Raw genomic sequence first — 18,412 nt, forward strand, 5'->3', positions numbered from 1 at the left:
CCAGCCCTCGGTACCGTTTGAGCAATTTCCTACGATGAAAAAAACAATTAGCCGCTGGCTTGACAGCGATGTCGGACACAGCTTCCGCAGCTCACCTGTCGCCATGGGCGCAGCACTGATTGCCTTGGTCTGTGTGTTCTGTGCGCTTTTTGCGGGTTGGGTGGCACCTCACAACCCGTTCAACCTGGCCGCGCTGGAACTGGGCGATGCCCGCCTGCCGCCAGCGTGGCATGCCGACGGCACCACCAAGTATCTGCTGGGCACCGACGATCAGGGGCGAGACATCCTCTCTGCCTTGATCTATGGCGCTCGCATTTCTCTGGTGGTGGGCGCGGTTTCCGTGGTGCTGTCAGTGGTGGTCGGTGTGGTGTTTGGCCTGCTGGCCGGGTTCTTCGGCGGCTGGCTTGATGCCTTCCTGATGCGGGTGTGCGACGTGATGTTGTCCTTCCCCCCCATCCTGGTCGCTTTGTTGATCGCCGGCGTGGGGCGGGCCATGTTCCCCAATGCCCATGAAACTGTGGCCTTCGGCGTGCTGATCATCTCGATTACGCTGACCGGCTGGGTGCAGTACGCCCGTACGGTGCGTGGCTCTACCCTGGTGGAGCGCAACAAGGAATACGTGCAGGCGGCACGCGTCACTGGTGTGGCTCCCAGCCGCATCATGCTGCGCCACGTACTGCCCAACGTCACCGGCCCTGTTATGGTGCTGGCCACCATCCAGGTGGCGACAGCCATCATCACCGAGGCCACTCTATCCTTCCTGGGTGTGGGGGTGCCGCCCACATCGCCGTCTCTGGGTACCCTCATCCGCGTGGGCAACGACTATATTTTTTCGGGCGAGTGGTGGATCACTGTGTTCCCTGGCGCCATGCTGGTGCTGATTGCGCTGAGCGTGAACCTGCTGGGCGACTGGCTGCGTGATGCCTTGAACCCCCGTTTGCGCTAAGGAACCCACCCCATGAGCCTTTTACAAGTCAAAGACCTGGTGGTTGAGTTTCCGCATCGCCACGGCACACTGCGGGCACTGGACCACATCTCCTTCGATATCGCCCCCGGAGAAATTCTGGGCGTGGTGGGTGAATCCGGTGCGGGCAAGTCGCTCACCGGTGCGGCCATCATCGGCCTGCTTGAGCCACCCGGCCGAATTGCAGGCGGCGAAATCGTGTTGGAAGGTCAGCGCATCGACAAGCTTCCTTTCGATGCCATGCGCCATATTCGGGGCCGCAAGATCGGCGCGATCTTCCAGGACCCGCTCACCTCGCTGAACCCTCTGTACACCATAGGCAGGCAGCTCACCGAGACCATCCGCGCCCATTTACCGGTGACCGAGGCCGAGGCCCGCCGCCGCGCCATCAGCCTGCTTCAGGACACAGGTATTCCAGCAGCAGAACAGCGCATAGACCACTTTCCGCACCAGTTCTCGGGAGGTATGCGCCAGCGGGTGGTGATCGCCCTGGCACTGGCGGCGGAGCCTAAGCTCATTGTGGCCGACGAGCCCACCACGGCGTTGGACGTATCTATCCAGGCGCAGATCATCCAGCTGCTGAAAAAAGTGTGTAAAGAACGCGGCGCGGCTGTGATGCTCATCACCCACGACATGGGTGTGATCGCCGAGACCTGCGACCGCGTGGCTGTGCTGTACGCTGGTCGCGTGGCCGAGATCGGCCCGGTGCACGAGGTTATCCACCAGCCCGCACACCCCTACACCGCGGGCTTGATGGCTGCCATCCCGGACATGACAAGTGATCGCGAGCGCTTGAACCAGATCGACGGCGCCATGCCGAGGCTGAACGCCATTCCTACCGGTTGTGCCTACAACCCGCGCTGTACACAGCGTTTCGACCGCTGCCTTCAGGAGCGACCCGAACTGATGCCCGCCGGCGCCACCCGCGCAGCCTGCTGGTTACATGAGCCTGCCACCCTGGAGACGGCCCGATGAACACCGCCGTGATGAGTTCCCCTGAGACTACTGTGCATTCCGCGCAAGGCGCGCCATTGGTGGTTGCTAACGACCTGGCACGTACTTTTGACGTGTCACCCCCCTGGCTCAACCGCGTGCTGGAACGCAAGCCCCGCGTACTGCTGCATGCAGTGGACGGCGTCAGCTTCAGCATTGAGCGCGGCAAGACACTGGCGCTGGTGGGTGAGTCTGGCTGCGGCAAAAGCACTGTAGCGCGCTTGCTGGTGGGACTGTATGGGCCCACCCGTGGTGGTTTTCAGTTCGACGGGCAAGACGCCCACGCTGCGTTCAAAACATCTGAAGGCCGCAAGCTGCGCCGCCGCATTCAGATGATCTTCCAGGACCCGTACGCCAGCCTGAACCCCCGCTGGATCGTGCAGGACATCGTGGGCGAACCTCTGCGCGAACATGGCATCCTGACTGACAAGGCTGCTTTGAAGCAACGCGTGGGGGAGCTACTGCAGTCCGTAGGCCTGTCGCCGCTGGACATGGGCAAGTACCCGCACCAGTTTTCTGGCGGCCAGCGCCAGCGCATCTCCATTGCGCGGGCGCTCGCCACCGAACCCGAATTTCTGGTGTGCGACGAGCCCACATCGGCCCTCGATGTGAGTGTGCAGGCGCAGGTGCTCAACATCATGAAAGACTTGCAGCGCCAGCAAGGCCTGACCTACCTCTTCATCAGCCACAACCTGGCCGTGGTGCGCCATGTGGCCGATCAGGTGGGTGTGATGTACCTGGGGCGCCTGATCGAAGTGGCAGACAAGCAGGCGCTGTTTGCCACACCACAGCACCCCTACACCCGCATGCTGCTGGACGCCATTCCACAGATGAAACACACCGGCCGCGCCCGCACACCCGTGCAAGGCGAGGTGCCCAACCCGCTGAACCCACCCACGGGCTGCGCGTTCCACCCGCGCTGCCCGCATGCCAACGCCCGGTGCTCGGCTGAGCGCCCGAAGCTTCAGGCACTGAACGGCGTGCAGGTGGCATGCCATGCGGTTGAAGAAGGACGTTTGTAGTCTCAGCAAGGTTTCAAGCCTGTAGATACACGAACCACTTAGACGCCTTCGCGGCCTGCAAAACAACAAGCCTGATCAGAAAAGCACGAGGTCAGGCCCCCATAGGCAAGGCGAGAATCTGAACAAATCTGACACGCCTGTTTTTGCCTCGTTCGCGTGAATTTTGTATCGATTTCCGTTCAAGGTGCTTGGTAACATTCTTCACCTTGTAGGTCGTTGATGCGCCAGGTGGCATGACTGACTGTACCTACGCACGGGTTCAGTACCATTTCTGGAAAACATGCCATGCAGCCTGCCTCTGCTATCCCGCTCAAGCTCAACCTCGGCTGTGGCTTCAAGCGCCTTCCGGGTTACCTCAACGTAGACTCAGTGCCTGATTGCCAGCCTGACCAGGTCGTAGATCTGGAGCAATTCCCCTGGCCCTGGGCAAACGATAGCGTGGACGAAGTTCAACTGATCCACGTGCTGGAGCATTTGGGCCGTGAGCCCCAAACCTACCTGGGGGTAATGAAAGAACTGTGGCGGGTATGCGCGCCGGGCGCGGCGGTGCATATCATCGTGCCGCACCACCGGCATGACAATTTTTACTCTGATCCCACGCATGTGCGCCCAGTCACCCCGCTGGGCCTTTCTCTTTTTGATCGTGCCCAATGCGAAGCCTGGGTTGCAGGGGGTTATGCCAACACCCCCTTGGCCTTGTATTGCGGCATAGACTTCGTCAGCGAACAGATTCAACACGATTTTGAAGACCGCTGGTTGCGGCGTCTGCACAGCGGTGAAATAAGCGAGTCACAACTGCAAGATGCAGCGCTGCATCAAAGCAATGTGATTACACAGACACGGTTCTTGCTGCGGGTTCGCAAACCGTGATGGTTCCCGCCATGACCCAAGGCGAAACATTGCAAGACCGGCTTGTGCAAGCACTGGCCTGTATTGGCTCTGGGCAATGGGAGCAAGCCGATGCAGCTTGCCAAAACGCATTGGCACTAGACCCTTTGAACGCTGAAGCGCATCACCTCGCGGGGCATGTGGCGGGGCAACTCGGGCAGCAGACTCTGGGATTGGCACTGTTGCAACGTGCCGTGGAGCTGGATCCCGCCCACCCGCAATACCGCTATAACCTGGCAGTGACGCTACAAGCAGCCGGCTACGAACAAGCGGCGCGGCTTGAATACCGAGCTTGCCTGCGCCAACAACCACAGCACCGTGATGCGTTGTGGAACTACGGTGAGATGCTGCGGCTTGACGAGCAGTTTGCGCTGGCCCTGCAACACTTCGAGCGTTTCGAAGCCGTCGGTGGCCACTATGCGGCACTACACCACAGGATGGCCGTGTGCTGCTCCGCCCTTAGGCTAGATGACCAGGCGCGCCTGCGGTTTGAGCGTGAACTCAACAGCACCTCGGATGCCCTGACCCGCTGGGAATATGCCCTCTTTCTCTTGTCACGCGAAGAGTTTGCGGCGGGCTTCGATCAATACCGGCAGCGCTTCACTACCGGTGGGCGCAATAGCGTCTACTGCCATGATTTCGGGCTTCCCTTGTGGCCAGGCCCCGGCAGCACGACGAGCGGCGTATTGCTGGTGCACGGCGAGCAGGGCTTAGGCGATGAGCTGATGTTCGCCTCCGTCGTGCCCGAATTGCTGGATGAAGCCGCGCGCACCGGAATGCAGGTGGTGCTGGCTGTCAAACCACCCCTGGTCCGCCTGTTTGCGGCGAGCTTTCCCAGCGCCATCGTCCGAGCCCATCGCGTGGGTGATAGCGTTGCGGATCTGAAAGATATAGGCCCCATCGACTGGCAGTTGCCCATGGGTGACCTGATGGCCTTCTACCGGCGCAGCGCTGGGGATTTTTCCAACACCCCTCATGGCTACCTGCGGGCTGATCCCCAACGAAGCGCTTGGTATGCGCGGCAACTGGCCTTGCTGGAGCCACCCGGAGCGCCCGCGCCTGTGCTGCGGGTGGGATTGATGTGGGGGAGCAATCCTGCTGCGGTCAGTACCAGTTTCATGCGCTGGTCGGCGCAACGCAGCATTCCATTGACTCAAATGGGTGCGCTGGCTGCTGCGGTCCCAAAGGTGCGTTTTGTCAGCCTTCAAAACGGTGAGCGCGGTGCCGAAGCCGCCCTGGCGCCCGAGCTGGACATCTTCGACATGAGCGCCATGCAGAGCGACTTTTTCGAAACTGCGGCACTCATCGATAACCTGGACCTCGTGATCAGCGTGGACACATCTGTCTCGCACCTGGCGGGCGCACTCAACAAAGAAACCTGGGTGCCGCTCATGCACCGCTGTGATTGGCGGCATGGGCTTACGCGCGATCACAGCCTCTGGTACCCCCACACCCGCTACTTTCGTCAGAGCGATCCCGGCGACTGGCGTGCCGTATCCGATGCTTTGGCACAAGCTCTGCAACAACGGCTGGCCCAGGCAGGTACGGGCGAATGACAGCACGAACTACAAGCTCCCGGACGATGCCCAATGCGGACAGCGCAGATATAGGTCTGGCAGCACAAGCGCACCTGGAAGCGGGGCGCTCCGCTTACGGCGTTGCCTTGCTCAAGTCCGCTCTGAGGACTCAGAGCAACCATGCGCACCTGCACACGCAACTAGGCATGGCCTTGCGCCAGTGCGCACCAGACGAGGCGCTGATGCACCTCGATTGGGCTGCGGCCTTGCAGCCTGGCATGCAAGGTCTGGCGCTGGGCCGCGCCCTGACGCTATTGGAAAAACGTGAACTGAGCGCTTCGCGCGCGGCTTTCGAGCAAGCTCTTGCCTCCTCAAACGATAGCCCCGCTGTGCGGTGGGAATTTGCCATGGAGCTGCTTACCGAAGGAGTCTGGAGCAGAGGCTGGGACTACTACGAAGAGCGCCTGCACCTGTTTGACGGCGAAGTGCTGCGCCTTTGCCCGCTGCCCTGGCCCCAGTGGCAAGGGCAGCCGTTAGACGGTCGCACCCTGCTGATCCATGCAGAGCAAGGCGTGGGCGATGAAATCATGTATGCATCCATGGTGCCGGATCTTCAGGCTATGGGGGCGCGAGTGGTGCTCGCCTGCATGCCAAACCTGGTGGCAGTGATGCAGCATGCGTTTGCCGATGCACTGGTGTTGCCACACCCGCGTGGGCCTGCGCAAATGAAGACTTGGCAAAAAAGTCAATCTGGGGAGCACCTTCCAGACTGGGCCGCCACGCTGGCGCAACACGGAATCACACCAGATTACCAGGCACCACTAGGTAGCCTGGCGCGCCAACTGCGACGCGATGCCTCCCAGTTCGTGCTCGAGCCTTATCTGCGCACCGAACCCGCCCGCGTACAAGCCATGCGTCACATCCTCGAAGCCGCAGCCCCTGGCAACCCCGCCATGCGTGTGGGCCTGGCCTGGTGTGGCAACCTGGACAACCCGCATGGCCAAGCCAAGAGCCTGCCTATCGAATGGCTGCACCAATGGGCCACTATTCCTGGCGTGCAATGGGTAAGCCTGCAGGGACGCCAGTACGCACACCAGGCGCAACAGCTTCCAGCTTTGCGTCTGGTCGACATGAGCGCCCACACAGACGACTTCGCCGACCTCGCAGCGCTCGCCTCACAGCTTGACCTCATCATCAGCGTAGACACCTCTTACGCACACCTTTGTGGCGCGTTAGGGCTACCCGTGTGGTTGCCCTTGCGGCGCAACGCCGACTGGCGCTGGGGTTGGCAGCGCCGCGACACAGTTTGGTATTCGCAGGTGGAGCTGTTCAGGCAAACAACAGACGGAGATTGGGCTCCCGTATTGACCGAGATCGAATCCCGGCTGCGCGCATGCGTGCGTGCCCGCACACCGGCCCCCACATTCAACTGATTTCTCATCCATGCAAGACATTGACACCACCAGCCCCAAAGCAATTCCAAGAGGCTCCCAGATCCTGGAGTTCCATGCGCAACGTCTGGCGCAAGAGGATTGGCATGTGGTTACCAGTACGGCGCCCACTCCGGCACAAACCAGCGACGTTTGGTATTGGATAGAGCGCAACCACTGGCACAACTCCCAACTGTGGGGTGAAGAAGATCTTGCCCGCCGCACCACCGTAGCTGACGCCGAAATCGTTGCCAACAAACGCGCCATAGACCGCCACAACCAGGCGCGCAACGACGCCACCGAGCGAGTGGACGAGCTACTTCTGGTGGCTTTGCGGCTGGTCACACCCGAAAGCGCCCGAAGCGACACTCCGGTGGCAGCACCTGCTCAACTGGGCGCAAGACTACATAGCGAAACCGCTGGAAGCATGGCAGACAGGCTGTCCATCCTGGCGCTCAAATGCCGGGCTATGGCCGAGCAAACTCAGCGTGCCGATGCCAGTGAAGCCCATCGCGCCGTCAGTGCTGAGCGGCTCATGCGTCTTCAAACCCAACAACAAGACCTGGCTGACGCACTGGACGGCCTGCTCGCAGACACACAGGCCGGGCGCGCCTGGTTCAAGGTTTATAGACAGTTCAAGATGTACAACGACCCGGCGTTCAACCTGGCACTGGTAGCAGAAGCCGCGCGGGCAGCATCCGCATTGCGGCAAAGTTGAGATCAGCTTAGTTTCAAGAATACCAATCCGTTCACACCTGCCCGCTGCGCTCGCGCAGCATGCGTTTGGCATGCTCCAAATTGGCGTGGATTCGCTCTCGATGTTCAGCGGGCGTCGCCGGCTGCTTCAGCAAAGCTTCACACAAGCTGAGTGACTCCTCATACCGTCCAGTCCAGTAGGCCGAAATCGACAACTCATCTGCAGCACGCCAAGCATACGCCGATTCATCAACAAACAAAATATCAGCAGGCCGTGGGGTACGACAAGCTTGGCTTGCAAACAGATAAGCCCTTGAAAAATGCCCTTGCAACCGTTCTGCGCGAGCCAGCTCCACCAAGGCCTCAGCCCGTTGAGGCCTGGCCTCATAGGCCTCCAGATAGCGCTGTACCACTTCAGGCCAAGGCTTTTGCAAACGCTCGCTGAGTAGCGCCGCCTGGTACAAGGCGTACCACCTTTCCTCGGAAAAACCTTCCAGCTCTGCACGCCTCAAATAGGCCTGCAGCGCAGCCTCAGGCTCACCCGCATCACGCAAGCTTTGCGCCAGATAAAACCGATAGCGGGTGCTGTCAGGCTCCATTTCCAGTGCTCGCATTAGCACCTCAGCGTCCTTGTGGTACTTGCGAGGGTCAGCAGAGCGCGCGCCCTCTGTGCTCGCAGCCACCCAAGGGCCCTCCACTGTGCACAAGGTTTGCGAAGGCGGTGTGGCTTCTGGGTACTCGTGCAAAACACCTACCCATTTCCATTGCAACCGTGTGCTCACCATCATCACGCGGGTGTAACGCGTATCACCCAATTGCAGCCACAGATAGCACGCATCGGTGTTAAGTGCCGGCCACTTAAAGCCCTGGGGAACATGCATCACATCATCGGCGTCGAAGAAAAGCACGTAATCCGCAGGACATTTCTCCCGACTGAAAGACTGGGCCCGCACCACCGCTTCGGTTCGGTTGTGGCCGAAATTCACCCAAGGCCGTTCATGCAACTCACCAGGCAAATGCGCCAATGACTTCTGGATCAACGCCTGGGTGCCATCGGTTGAGCCTGTGTCGAAAATCACCCAACTGTCGATCAGGGGCAGCACCGATGAAAGACAGCGCTCAATCAAAGCAGCCTCGTTTTTGACGATCATGTTCAGACAAACACGCGGACGGGAAGAGCGAATGGTTGTAGTGGTCATGGCACTGGAAAAAATCAATGGATAAAAATATCTAGTCCCGAATTGTGCTCAATCGACAAACGGGTTCATATGCTTGAACGCAGTTTGGTCTGGCACCAATCTCGGGCTAAGAGTCATGCGCTTCAGGCGGTGCAACCTCATTCAACGCCCACCTGATGAAGATCGTCGGGATAGGAGGCTTTTGTAGGCAGTCCTATAAGAAATTCCGTTCCCTCGCCGAGCGTGCTGATCGCATGCAACCAGCCTCCGTGGCGCGCCACCACCGCACGAACCACGGCCAACCCCACGCCCATACCGCGAATCCGCAAAGGACTGGCGCCGGCTTCCTGTGACACCGGATCCAGCACTGCGAGCAGTTGATTCTCGTCCATGCCATCGCCATGGTCTTGCACCTTCAAAACCACCTCGGCTGGCCGTGCCGCCACGCCATCTGCGCCTTCAGGGTAGATGCGTTGTTCCAGTCGGACCAATACCACGCCCCCCGCAGGGCTGTGACGGATAGCATTGTTCAGTAAATTGACCATGGCGCGGGTCACCATGTGCGCGTCAGCATGCAACAGGCATTCCTCACCCGGCAAGTCGTGCTGCAGTTGCACACTGCGTGAACTGGCGTAGGGCCATACTTGGTCCAAGGCATCCATCACCAAACTGCCCGCCAGACAATCGGCACATTGGTACTGCCCGGACTCTGCAGTGGTCATGTCGATGAAGCCCTCAGCCAAGGCCAAAGTCCGCTTTGCCTCCCGCCGCACACCATCGGCCAGCGTGGCTTCGTCCATTCCATGCGCTTTGCCACGCCACAACTCCAGCAGGCTCAAGATACTCACCTGAGGGCTGCGCAAATCGTGTGACAAAAAACGCAACCACTCTTCACGCTGCCGGCGCGTCACTTGCTCCTGCGCACGCAAGGCCATCAAATCATTGATCGCCTGATCCAGCGCGCGTGTCTGAAAGTCAATGCCTGTGGCCGCCACGCGGGCCTTGATAGCCGTGCTCTCCGGCACAACCTGCACCACCGCGTCCAGCGCCGCAATGCGCTGCTGAATAAACCTGGCCAAGGCGTGCTGCCGGCGCCAACTCCACAAGATGTACGCCAGCACCACGCCCAGCAATGGCCCCGCCAACGGCAGCCAGAAAGCGCTCAACGCCATCGCCGCCATGCTGATTGCTATTGTAAATATAGCAATACCTGTGGCGCAAGCAAGCGCATGGCGTGAGAATTTTCCGAACAAGAACAGCGCCAGCACCACCACTGCGGCTATCCAGGAACCATGCTGCCAACGGGTGGGTACACCAATGCGGTAGCCATGGAAAATGGCATCGAGTGCATTGGCATGCACCTCTACTCCAGCCAGCACGCCACCGGGCACTTGCACCTGATCCCCCAGACCCATGGTGTCCATCGCTCCCACCAACACCGTCCGGCCCCGTATCAACTCGGGTGGCACCTCGCCTTGCAGGACACTGATATAGGGTACCGTCTGGTAGGTACCCGCCGGTCCTGCAAACGGCAGGCGCAGCGCGGTGCGGCGCGACCATGAGCCAACCACCTGCGGAGCGGCTTCAACCGCCTTGTTGGTAGCTCCTTGCATCAACTTGCCCACATATGGCTGCATATGACCAGTGGGGCCTTCTTCCAAAAACAGCGTACGCAGCACACCATCCGCATCTGGCGTCACGTTCACATGACCCATGCCACGCGCTGCCTGTGCCAGCCGGGGCACCGGGCTCACAAAACCAGGCCTGGCTGTGCCGACATACGCTGAACCAGAAGGCTGCTGCTGAGCCGCGCTCTCGGTCCAGCCAAGAGGTGCCAATAGCAATGGCAGATAGGTCGGAACCTTCGCCATGCCCCTGACGAGCGCCTGGTCATCACGCGGCTCTTCACTTGGCTCCGTAAAGAACATATCCAGCATCACTGCGCGCGGCTGGTGGGGAGCCAATGCCTCCAAAAGCTCACCATGCACTTCACGCGGCCATGGCCACCGGCCCAATGCTTGCAGGCTGCGCTCGTCCACAGCCACCACCAAAATATCTGAAGACGGGGCGTGCCGTGCCAGTGGCAACAGCCTGTCATAAGACTGCGCATCCGCATGCCAGAGCCCAGGAAGGCCGCTCAGCCAGAGCAACAACGGAGGCAAGAGCAGCGCCAACAGCCCGCACTCCAGCACAAAACGCTTGTGGCGCCCCTTCGCCAGTACTCTGGATAGAGAACCCTTCATTGCACTAGAGCGTCACCGCGTTCCCAGAGCGGCGACTAGCGCGCCGCCGCAGGCACCTCAAAGCTACCACTCAGAGCCTGAGCCGCCGCGTCGTGCGCCGCCTCCACCCGCCAAAAGTAGCGACCAGGCAACGAAAATGGCCCCACGACCATCCCTGGCGTGGCCACTGCAGCATCTTCTGCCAGCACCGGCACCATGTCAGCGTTGCGCGACAAAGAAAAGCGATAAATCTGGCCAGCCACTCCAGGCCATCTGATCTCGAAGCGGCCATCCGCCAGAGGCACTACAGACACCTTGCCTGAAGCCACTGCCCCTGCCGCGGGAGGCACCCCGACCAGGCTGTCGCCAGGTATTCCCTCCAGCCCCAACCCATCTATGGCCGTGAATCGCACTTGGTAAAAATCGCTGACAAGCTCGTCTGGCAACACAAAAACCGGCGACTCGCTGCGCTGCTCATGCACCAGCGAAAAAAACCGCTCGTCCCGGGCTAGTTGCAAACGGTAAGCCACCGCACCAGCCACCGGGCTCACGTGCAAACGCCGAGATGGCACACCGGCAGCCGTGGTGACTCCTGACTCCAATACCGGAGCCGGCAGCAACGCCTGAGGCACAAATGCTTGCGGTCCCGCCAGCGTGGCGCCCTGCCCAGCCACCAAGGCCTGTGAGCGTGCTGCCGCGCCGGGTTGTGCCGGTGCACTTGCCAGCACCGCACCTTCCAGCACTTCGCTGCCCACCACACCGTCTTCGTCGCGCACCCGGAAATACGTGCCCCGCACGCCCAAGCCCACAGAGCGCGTGCGCACCTCAAACCCCCGCTTGCCGCCCTGCTTCTCGACATGAGACTCCACCCGCCCCTGCAAAAGCCGCAACCGCATCACAGGGCCTGCCACATCTTCCAGTTGCAATGCACTACTAGAAGGCAGCACTACATGGCTGCCATCTGCCATGCGCAAACGCACAAACGCCTTCGCCTCCGTGAGCAGCACATCGCCTGGTGCCACCGCCACACCTACCTCCAGCACGCGTTGCTCCTGCGGAGGTTGACCTGCGCGCCGCAGCCAGGCCTGGCCCTGTACCTCAGCCACCAGGGTGCCCTGTACCGGTGCACCACCAAGATCGAGCACCGTGCCCGGCCGCAGCATATGCGGGTTCGCCAGACCATTGCGTTGCTGCAGCTCCACCCATCGCAACGGCTCTTGCAAATGGCTGCGCGCCACCCCCCACAAAGTGTCTCCAGGCCGCACCACATGCGACTGTGCCACCACCAGCAGAGGCAAAAATCCCACCAACAGCCCTGCCCACCAGGCAGGTCTGACCCAGGGACTAAAAAAACGGGAAGTCAAAGACACATGCATGGCAGATTTATACCCCGTTGGTGGGCTGCGCCTCAGCAGCAGTGCCCTCCGCCTGCTCTGGCACCATGGCCTCCAGCCTATAGCCCTTGCCGTACACCGTCTGCAAACGCAGGCCTCGCGTCATCGTGAGATTCAGCTTGTTGCGCAAGCGGTAAATATGGCTGTCCAAAGTGCGGGAAAGCAGCTCCTCGCTGCTGTAGCCAGAGCTTTCCAGCAGATGCGCACGCGACACCAACTGGCCCATGTATCGAAACAGGGCCAGCGCCAGGCGAAACTCACGGTCCGTCAGTTGGTGCACATTCGGTTTTTGAGGTGCAGGGTTTGTGAACACCACCGACAAAGTCGCCCGGTCAAAACGCCAAGCCCCGAACACCAGCGACTCTGACACCTGCACCCCTGCGCGGCGGCGCAGCAGCCGCTGCAACCTGGCGCACAGCTCCAGCGGGCGAAACGGCTTGATGATGTAGTCATCCGCCCCTACACCCAAGGCCACTGACACATCACGCTCCGAGCTCCGTGAGCTCAGCATCAGCACCGGTACTTCATCACCCTGGAACGAGCGCAGCCACTGCAGCAGATCAATGCCATCCAGATCAGGCACGTTCCAATCCAGCACCAGAGCATCAAAAGTCTCATAGCGCAGCGCCCTTCGCAAGGCCTCACCTTGCGAAAACACAGCGCAGCTCACCACATCGTCGTGTAGCGCCAACTGAGTTTCAAGAATGTGCACCAAATGGGTTTGCTGCACCGGATCGTCTTCAAGGATGGCAATACGCATGGAGGCAAAAAATCTTTCCAAATTTGGTACACACCTCGCGTGCACCAAGTAAAAAGGCCAATGAAGCCGAGGGGCAAAACAAGCACATTTGAGCGAAAAGCGCGGGCTTATTTTGTAACAGCAAAGAGGGCTCTATTTTCCGGCCACCAGCCGCACTGAAATCTGAAAAATTCTCGCATTGAAGCGCCTCCTCTTTCCCTGTGACTTTCCTCAATCTGGCAGATGTGGCGCAGCGTGCCAAATCACTGCCAACTATTGCCCATCCGGCCATGTTCGCACCGCCCAATTCTGACAAATTGTCGCAAATCCTCGCAATGATTCGGCATGCACGGCACATTTGCGCCTGTCGGGGATGGCCCCCCACGCCTGGCCGGTAGCGCGCAGCACACCGCAGGGCGCCAAAGGGCCGCCCACACACCTCACCACACAGAGAAACACCGGCCTACCTACGTGCACGTGGCCAACGCATCAACAGGAGTTTGCATGAACAAGACATACAGATCCATCTACAACGAACGCCTGGGAGCGTGGGTCGCCGCATCTGAAATCTCACCCGGGCGCGGCAAACGCTCGGGATCGATCAAGCTGGCAGCCGTGGCAATGGCCGTCAGCACGATGATGGCCATTGGTAACGGCGCGTTGGCGCACACCGTGGATGCCAACGGCAATACTTTCGCAGGAACGGGTGCGGCTACCGGTGTTGCTGGCGGCAACAACGTAGCCACCGGCACAAATGCGGGGTCCAATGTTGTGGGTAACGACAACACAGCAACGGGTCATGACGCAGGTGTCTCCGTTTCTGGTTCCCACAACTCAGCAACGGGCACGGCAGCCGGCTTGAACGTCACGGGTAGCCAGAACGTCGGATTAGGTCAAAACGCGGGTTCGCAGGTGTCGGGCAACACCAACACGCACCTTGGCACGGGCTCTGGGTTTAACGTTTCGGGCAATAACAATACTGGCGTAGGGCAGCATGCGGGGCAGCGAGTGTCTGGCACTAGCAATCTAGCGGTTGGGCATAGCGCTGGACAGGTCGTCACGGGCGATAACAATTTGGCTAACGGGTCAAGCGCCGGCCAGAGCGTCACGGGTAACCTTAACATCGCTACCGGTACCGGAGCTGGCCGCAGCGTGAGCGGCACTGCCAACATTTCGATGGGCACCTATGGCACCGGCAACTATGTGACAGGCGCCGAGAACGTCGCCATCGGAAACGAGACGGGGTTCTCAGTCACGGGAGGATTCAACACCGCGGTGGGCAGCGATTCCGGCCGCATGATCAGTGGTGAAAACAATAGCGCACTCGGCGCTGGTGCTGGCCGCGAAGTAACTGGGAACGCCAACGCCGCATTAGGCACTGCTGCAGGTGTAAGTGTCTCGGGTGACCGCAACCTCGCCTCGGGACAATCAGCGGGCGCGTATGTCACAGGTAACCAGAACGTCTCTACCGGCTATGGTGCGGGTCAATATGTTTCTGGGAGCAATAACACTGCAACAGGCATGCTTGCCGGACGTAGTGTTACGGGCAACAACAATATCGCGGCTGGGTCGAGCGCCGGGCAGGCTATCAGCGGTGACGGGAATCAGGCAACGGGACCTTCAGCTGGTCAAAACGTTACTGGCCACCAGAACGTCGCGAATGGGTCCAATGCTGGTCAAAGGGTTTCTGGAGAAAGTAATACAGCCATCAGTTCCAACGCTGGCCAGAATGTGACGGGCTCCAACAACATCGGAATTGGTGCGAACTCTGGACGAACCGTTTCAGGCGTCTTCAACACTGCCCTGGGGACCAATGCTGGCCAAAACGTGACGGGTCAATCCAACCAAGCGTCTGGCTCAGCTGCAGGGAACAACGTCAGCGGTAACTACAACATCGCCAGTGGTGTAAGCGCCGGCTCAAGTGTCACAGGTGTCAACAACATCGCCAGCGGTACGAATGCGGGTCAAACCGTTTCTGGGGGAAACAACATCGCCACCGGTGCGAGTGCGGGACAGGTTGTTTCGGGCAACTACAACATCGCTCAGGGGTATTTGACCGGGCAAAGCGTTACCGGCGAAAGCAACTCAGCGATTGGTACAGGTGCTGGCAGAGCTGTTTCCGGCAACTCCAATAACACGCAAGGCTCCGACTCTGGTCGCAGTGTGAACGGCAACTCCAACAGTGCAGTGGGCCAGCAAGCGGGGAATTCTGTAAGTGGATCCTCCAACGTTGCCATGGGCTACAGCGCGTCGACCAACGTCACGGGCGATAGCAACTCTGCGATAGGAACTAACGCTGGAGATAATGTTTCGGGCAGCAACAACATCGCCAGCGGTACCAACGCCGGTCAAAGCATCTCCGCCAATGACACCATCAGCATTGGCAACACAGCAAATGCCAGTGCAGACAACGCCGTCGCCATCGGCAAAGACGCCACAGCCACGATCACCAACAACGTCGCACTGGGCTCAGGCAGCGTAGACAAGGGCTTTGTACAAGTGAATACCGCCACCGTGGTGGGCGGAGGCATTACTCTGAACTACAGCGGTTTCGCCGGCACGGCAGTTGGCGTGGTCAGTGTGGGTTCTCATGGGGCAGAACGCCAGATTGTGAATGTGGCGCCAGGTGAGATCAGTGCCAACAGCACCGACGCGATCAATGGCAGCCAGCTGTACGCGGTGACCAGTGAACTGCAAAAGCAAATTGATCAGAACAAGGGTGCAACCGGCGCAACCGGTGCTACAGGAGCCACGGGTCCTGGCGGCGGAGCCCCTGGCCCAGCGGGTGCGACAGGCGCGACCGGGGCTGACGGCGCTGCGGGTGCAACAGGAGCGACGGGAGCGACGGGCATTGCCGGAGCCACAGGTGCGACAGGTGCTACAGGCCCAGGCGGTGGAGCTACTGGGCCCGCAGGCGCAACTGGCGCCACCGGGGCAACCGGTGCCACTGGCGCGACAGGTTCCGGCGGCGGAGCCACAGGCCCAGCAGGTGCTACAGGCGCAACCGGAGCGACAGGTGCTACGGGCCTCACGGGAGCCACGGGTGCAACCGGCGTCACAGGCTCTGGCAGCGGAGGTGCAGGTGGCGGTACAACAGGAGCCACGGGAGCAACCGGTGCCACTGGCGCTACAGGTGCAACAGGCGGTTCCGGTGGTACCCCTGGGCCTGCAGGTCCCACAGGCGCTACAGGGCCGGGTGTGAAGGGACCAGTGACCTACACCATCAACGAAGACGGCACCATTAACTACAACAGCGTGACCCTGAACCCCGGTGGTACAGGGCCCACCACCATCACCAATGTGGCCCCCGGTGTCAATGGCAACGACGCGGTAAACGTGAACCAGTTGAACACCGCCAGCAACAAGTGGGTCACCGGTAACCCAACCACCTATGTGGCACCTGTAGCGACCGGCAAGGACTCCACGGCTGTGGGCTCGGGTGCCACGAGCACGGGCACCAACTCCGTGGCCTTGGGCAACAACTCCAATGACGGCGGACGTGAGAACGTGGTGTCCGTAGGCTCCTTGGGAGCCGAGCGGCAGGTGACCAATGTTGCGCCGGGCACGAGAGGCACGGATGCGGTCAACGTCAACCAGCTCAACGGTGCCGTGAACACGCTGAACCAGCGTATCGACGATGTGGCCAAGAACGCCTATGCCGGTGTGGCTGCGTCAATGGCGGTGCAGATGCCTGCGAGCTATGTGCCGGGCAAGACAGTAATGCGTATGGGCACAGCGGTCTACAAGGGCCAACCTGCGGTGGGTGTCAGCTTCCGTCGTACGGCGGAAAACAACGCCTGGAGCGTGACCGGCGGTGTCGGTTTGGGCCGAGGCGGCGCTGCAGCCACGGTGGGTGTCGAGTGGATATTGAACTGATGGCAGGACTGAGGACCAAAATGATGAACACACAATTTGCAAACCCAATGCGTGAAACCCCAGGATTTGGCCTGGCTTGCCGCAGCATGACGGCAGTAGCCGCGTGCGCCCTGGCTCTGCTTGTGCAGGGCTGCGCCAACCCCAGCTACACCATCACACCCGAAGCCCATGCCAAAGCAGCCAAGGCACAGCCCGTAGCGCCCAAGCCTGAAGATTTCCCGGCTCTGGACAAGGCAGTCTGGAAGCAAGGTGACTTCGCTAACCTGGACAACCTGCGCCAGATGCGTACCGGCATGGGCAAAGATCAGGTGCGCCAACTGCTAGGCTGGCCACACTTCAGTGAAGGTCTGTGGGGCGTCAGCACCTGGAACTACATCTTTCATTTCCGCACGGGTAAAGGTGCGGAGTTTGTGACCTGCCAATACATGGTGCGTTTCAATGGAGATATGCTCACGGAAGGGATGTACTGGAAGGGACCAGACTGCGAGCTTCTGTTGAACCCACCGCAGGTACGCCCTGTAGCCGTGGTGCCACCGCCTCCACCCGTGGCTCGCCCTGCACAGAAGGTCACGCTGGGAGCAGACGGCCTGTTCAAGTTCAATGGTTCGTCCATGGATGATCTGCTGCCCGAAGGACGCAACAAGCTGGTACGGTTGGCGCAGGACATACGCGGCAATTTCAAGTCGGTGCACTACGTGCTGGTCACCGGCCACACGGATCGGCTGGGTTCGGACGCCTACAACGAAGTGCTGTCACAAGCACGTGCCAACACTGTGCGAGAGCTACTGGTGCAAAACGGCATTGACCGCAAAGTGATCCGCACCACAGGCATGGGCAAGCGCCAGCCAGTATCAGAGTGCGCAGGCTCAGAGAAGACCACGGCTTTGGTGCAGTGCCTGCAGCCGAATCGCCGAGTGGAATTGGAAATCGCCGGAGAACAATAAGCAGACAGATGGGCGCGCGTGATGGCACGGTGAAGGTAATAGGGCGTGGTCACACTAAATTCACCCCCGCGCCGGGGTTTGCCGTACCGAAGCCGGCCGCGCTGTAGTGCAAGGCGCGCCGTGCCGCCAAGGTGCGATCCTTGGCAAGAGGCGCAACGCGGCAATGCGGCCCGGCAAACCCCGGCCCGAAGGGTGAGGCTCTGGCGAGCCGCACTCGGCGTTGCAAATCCTCCCCGGGTGCCCAACCCGGCTGCGGTTTGCGCCTTGATTGCGGCTCGCCAGAACCTCACGCGGGGGTGAATTTAGTGTGAACACGCCCTAGACCAACCATGCCGAACGGGCCCACCTCATGGAGAGGAACTACAGTCATGGCAGCGCGTGAGGGATGCGTGAAAACGTATCTCCCGCACGCTGTTTTTTTTAGGCAATCCTGAGCGATATTTGAGTGGCTAGAAAATAGCTCCGCCTGAATCACATCACTACTACGGATCCGTGCGCCGCAGCTTGGCTGAAATTTGAGCAGTTCAAGTTTAGGGAGACGCCATGAAC

Annotated in this window: 13 protein-coding genes; 9 read left to right on the forward strand and 4 right to left on the reverse strand. The window is 60.3% G+C overall.

Annotated features, from left to right (window positions below; genetic code table 11):
* Positions 1–34: 34 nt before the first annotated feature.
* From G518_RS0111620 to G518_RS34805, 7 genes are all read left to right on the forward strand, one after another.
* Positions 35–946 (forward strand): ABC transporter permease, encoded by a 912-nt coding sequence (locus tag G518_RS0111620; RefSeq protein ID WP_028602692.1) that lies wholly within the window; start codon positions 35–37, stop codon positions 944–946.
* A gap of 12 nt (positions 947–958) precedes the next feature.
* A complete protein-coding gene (locus tag G518_RS0111625; protein WP_028602693.1) occupies positions 959–1,939 on the forward strand; it encodes an ABC transporter ATP-binding protein in 981 nt (326 codons plus the stop codon).
* Positions 1,936–2,979, forward strand: coding sequence for an ABC transporter ATP-binding protein (locus G518_RS0111630; protein ID WP_245597958.1), 1,044 nt, complete (start codon positions 1,936–1,938; stop codon positions 2,977–2,979). Before G518_RS0111625 ends, G518_RS0111630 begins: the two co-directional genes overlap by 4 nt.
* Before the next feature lie 285 nt (positions 2,980–3,264).
* A complete protein-coding gene (locus G518_RS34790) occupies positions 3,265–3,849 on the forward strand; it encodes a class I SAM-dependent methyltransferase (RefSeq protein ID WP_036594389.1) in 585 nt (194 codons plus the stop codon).
* A gap of 11 nt (positions 3,850–3,860) precedes the next feature.
* A complete protein-coding gene (locus G518_RS34795) occupies positions 3,861–5,423 on the forward strand; it encodes a glycosyltransferase family 9 protein (RefSeq protein ID WP_169457933.1) in 1,563 nt (520 codons plus the stop codon).
* Positions 5,420–6,817, forward strand: a complete 1,398-nt coding sequence (locus tag G518_RS34800; protein WP_156909344.1) for a tetratricopeptide repeat-containing glycosyltransferase family protein — start codon at positions 5,420–5,422, stop codon at positions 6,815–6,817. The genes G518_RS34795 and G518_RS34800 overlap by 4 nt, the downstream gene beginning before the upstream one ends.
* A 10-nt stretch (positions 6,818–6,827) precedes the next feature.
* Entirely contained in the window at positions 6,828–7,532 is a 705-nt protein-coding gene (locus tag G518_RS34805) for a DUF4254 domain-containing protein (protein ID WP_051236463.1), read from the forward strand.
* A gap of 31 nt (positions 7,533–7,563) precedes the next feature.
* Here the strand turns inward: G518_RS34805 and G518_RS0111655 are convergent, their stop codons facing one another.
* From G518_RS0111655 to G518_RS0111670, 4 genes are all read right to left on the reverse strand, one after another.
* Positions 7,564–8,709: a tetratricopeptide repeat-containing glycosyltransferase gene (locus tag G518_RS0111655; RefSeq protein WP_051236496.1), complete on the reverse strand. Its 1,146-nt coding sequence runs from the start codon at positions 8,707–8,709 to the stop codon at positions 7,564–7,566.
* Positions 8,710–8,846: 137 nt separating this feature from the next.
* Positions 8,847–10,931 carry a CHASE2 domain-containing protein gene (locus tag G518_RS0111660; RefSeq protein ID WP_028602696.1) on the reverse strand — a complete coding sequence of 695 codons (2,085 nt, stop codon included), beginning with the start codon at positions 10,929–10,931 and terminating at the stop codon, positions 8,847–8,849.
* 35 nt (positions 10,932–10,966) lie between these two features.
* Positions 10,967–12,286, reverse strand: coding sequence for a FecR family protein (locus G518_RS0111665; RefSeq protein WP_028602697.1), 1,320 nt, complete (start codon positions 12,284–12,286; stop codon positions 10,967–10,969).
* 7 nt (positions 12,287–12,293) lie between these two features.
* Positions 12,294–13,064, reverse strand: coding sequence for a response regulator transcription factor (locus G518_RS0111670; protein WP_028602698.1), 771 nt, complete (start codon positions 13,062–13,064; stop codon positions 12,294–12,296).
* A gap of 483 nt (positions 13,065–13,547) precedes the next feature.
* Here G518_RS0111670 and G518_RS38420 point away from each other — a divergent pair, with 483 nt between their 5' ends.
* The gene (locus tag G518_RS38420; protein ID WP_028602699.1) at positions 13,548–16,919 is read left to right on the forward strand and encodes an ESPR-type extended signal peptide-containing protein; all 3,372 of its coding nucleotides are present in this window, start codon (positions 13,548–13,550) and stop codon (positions 16,917–16,919) included.
* Positions 16,920–16,942: 23 nt separating this feature from the next.
* Entirely contained in the window at positions 16,943–17,863 is a 921-nt protein-coding gene (locus tag G518_RS0111680) for an OmpA family protein (protein WP_051236498.1), read from the forward strand.
* Positions 17,864–18,412: the final 549 nt, after the last annotated feature.

The sequence above is a fragment of the Ottowia thiooxydans DSM 14619 genome (assembly GCF_000422885.1).
Classification (GTDB): domain Bacteria; phylum Pseudomonadota; class Gammaproteobacteria; order Burkholderiales; family Burkholderiaceae_C; genus Ottowia; species Ottowia thiooxydans.